We start from the raw sequence: 2,984 nt of genomic DNA on the forward strand, positions 1-2,984 counted from the left end.
AGCTATTTAAGGAGACTTATGACGAAGCATTGGATAAAAATTCATATGAAATTTGATTCTGCGAATTAATCAGTGCTTCCTTAGTGGGCCGGGAAATAGGGAAGGCGGCTGTTCTTTATCGGCGGGGGTTCGGGCGCCGCAGGGGGCAGTCCATACCCTCTGAACCTTTGAACCCTCACGCCGCAGGAGCCGTCAGCCTCTCTCTGCCCAGGCGGCTTTGCCGGCCTTTATGGCTTCAGTCCATCCACCTGCTTCTTAATGCTTTTCACGTTGTCCTGGATTTCTTTGATGGTTTTCATGGGGCCTTCTCTGTCTCTGGCTTCTCCGATGGTCATGGTCTGTCCCGTTGTCTTGTCCACCAGCTCGATGGTGCCCAGGTGGAGTTTTCCGTTGATAATGTGGAAGGCGTCGGTGCGGATGAGGCCGAAATGGGTGTCGATGGCAACGTCATAGAAGTCCACGGCCCGCCAGCGGTTGTTGAAGGTGCCGGTAATGCGGTTGAAGGGGATGAGCATGTAGAAGCCGGGGCCGGAGGAGAAACGGCCGAAGGCGATGAGGTGTTTCTGGTTTCCGTCGCAGTGGATTTCGCCGTCCAGGGTGACGAGGCAGTAGAATTTGGGTTCGTTGGAGGGAATGCGGCTGTCCAGGTCTTCTCCGTGGAGGTAGATGTCATAGGCCCGGCTGTCCAGGTCGTAGTTTCCTTCTGCGTCCACGGTGCCGCCGTAGACTCTGGCTTTGACGCCGGTGAAGGTCATGAGGCCTTTGTCATAATGGATTTTCCCTTTCACGTCCATAAAGTCCAGGGCAGGGATGTGGAGTTCCTTCATGGTAACGTTCCCGTGGGCCTTAATGTGGGAGAGGGGGCCGTCTCCGGCGGCGGTGAGGGTCATTTTGTCGTGAATGTCATCGCCCAGGCCCAGGGAGGCGGGATCCACGCCTTTGGCGGTAAATTCGATCATGGTGGGGAGGTTCTTTTCTTTGAAATCGATTTCCGCGTGAAGTTCCACGCCGTCGCCTACGGCGGTGCCGCCGAAGGGGCCGGTGGTGAGGCTCAGTTTGGTCTGCCCTTTGGTATTGATGGTGCCGGTCATGCTTACGTGGTTCATGATGTAGTGGCGCTGGCGGTAGAAGGCCTGCACCCGGCCGTCATGGATGGTGAGTTTGAAGTGGAGAGGCTTGCCGCGGCGGTTGAAATTTTTCACTTTGTCTTCCAGTGTTTTCTCGGAAGGCGGGGATTCCTTCTTTTCCTTTTCCTCCCGTTTCACAAAGTCCACGTTCATATCCTCGTCGAAGCGGACGGCGAAGGCAGGGCGGTTCAGGGTGATTTCTTCCAATGTGGTGGAGACGAGGTGTTTGGAAATGACGTCCCAGGGGTTCACTTTGAAGGAGCCGGAGGGGACGCGGAGGATGGGATTTCCTTCCGGATCGTCCCAGGCAAGGTTTTCAAAGGTGACGCCGCCGTGGATATTGGCGGTGATGGACTCCACGGTGATGGTGCCGCGGAGCATATCCTGCCGGGCGGCGGCGTAGTTGAAAATGCGGGCGGCGCCGAAGCTGGCCAGCTTGGCCAGCAGGAGGATGAGGCAGAAAAGGGCAAGAAGGACACCCAGGACGGCGAGGGCATAGGGGGCCCACTGTTTTTCTCGGCGAAGTCTGGTGAGCTTTTCCTTCATAGGTATCCTCCTTAATGAGTTTCCAGATATTTCCTGATCCTTTCTATCCGTTTGGGGGTATCAGGGTGGTCGTTCAGCAGGCTCTTAAAGAAGCCCGCATTTCTGCTGCCGTAAATGGATTCGATGTGATAAAGGCCCAGGCCAAGGCCCCTTCCCAGTCCCAGACGGCAGGCGTAGGCGTCGGCTTCATATTCTTCCTTCCGGCTGCCGAAGCGGGAGATGAAGAGCATAGGGGTCTGGAGGAGGAAGGAGAGGATGTTGTACTGCAGGCTGATGAAGAGGGCAAAGAGGTTGATGAGGATGCCCAGGAAGGGAATCCAGATGAGGAGACGGCAGATGAGGAAAATGGTGTTGTATACCAGTACGATAATCTGGCCGAACCAGGCCATGCCTACGCAGAGGAGATTGGCACCGGTGTGGCCCCGCTGGATGTGCCCCATTTCATGGGCCATAATACCAAGCAGTTCTTCCACAGGAAACTGGCGGAGGAGAGGTGCCATGACTACGATGCTTTTTCCCAGAGAAAAGGCATTGTACTCGTTTCTAAGGCCCACATACAGCCGGTAGTCCGAGGGGTCAAGCTCTCCCCGGCGGCAGATTTCATGGAGACCCTCCGTCAGGAGCAGGGCGTCTTCACCATAGGCCTTCCTCCCGCCTTCGGAGTAGACGAAGAAGCGCTCCATCACGCCCAGCCTGGCCAGAATGGCAGGAATGAGTACGGAAGCCAGAGTCAGCTTCACCAGAAGCGTGCCGTCATCGGTACCTGACGGGGCGCCGCCAATGTAGTAAAGAGAAAGCATGACGGACCAGAAGGAGAAATCCATAATAAAATTAACGATAAACGTGAGGATCACTAGAATCACAGGGGTAATGGACATGGAGGGCCTCTTTTTCTACAGATTTCACTTGTATCATATCACGAATAAAAAACACGGTAAAATCGGATGGCGATTTTACCGTGCTTTGGATAGTGGGGAATGGGGAATGGAGGCTGGGGATGGGGATATAAAAGGAAGCACGTAACGCTGACTTCTTATGGACAAGCCCCTTTGGGGCTTGAGGGTTCACAAGGTTCAAAGGGGTGTGGTGGGCGCCCTTATGGGCGCCAGTATAAATGCTCTCTTGCGGCAGCAGGAAAACAAAACAACCGCCCTGACGGGCGAGGAAATGCAATCCCCCTTTGGTGCCGTAAGGCACCAAAGGGGAAAAAGCCACCGGAGGTGGCTGATTACCGTAATGCTTATCAAGCCCTATGACACTGAAAGTAAATCCTGTAACGTTCTTGCGTCCCCTTTAGGGAAGCGCTGATTA

Annotated in this window: 2 protein-coding genes; both read right to left on the reverse strand. The window is 54.9% G+C overall.

Annotated elements, in window-relative coordinates; genetic code table 11:
- Positions 1-227 precede the first annotated feature (227 nt).
- On the reverse strand, positions 228-1,673 hold the full coding sequence (locus B2Y11_RS01755; RefSeq protein ID WP_291055388.1) for a hypothetical protein: 1,446 nt from the start codon (positions 1,671-1,673) through the stop codon (positions 228-230).
- An 11-nt stretch (positions 1,674-1,684) separates the two neighbouring features.
- The gene (locus tag B2Y11_RS01760; RefSeq protein ID WP_291055390.1) at positions 1,685-2,551 is read right to left on the reverse strand and encodes a M48 family metalloprotease; all 867 of its coding nucleotides are present in this window, start codon (positions 2,549-2,551) and stop codon (positions 1,685-1,687) included.
- Positions 2,552-2,984 lie beyond the last annotated feature (433 nt).

Origin of the sequence: Dialister sp. UBA1703 (assembly GCA_002320515.1) — a bacterium.
Classification (GTDB): Bacteria; Bacillota; Negativicutes; order Veillonellales; family Dialisteraceae; genus Dialister.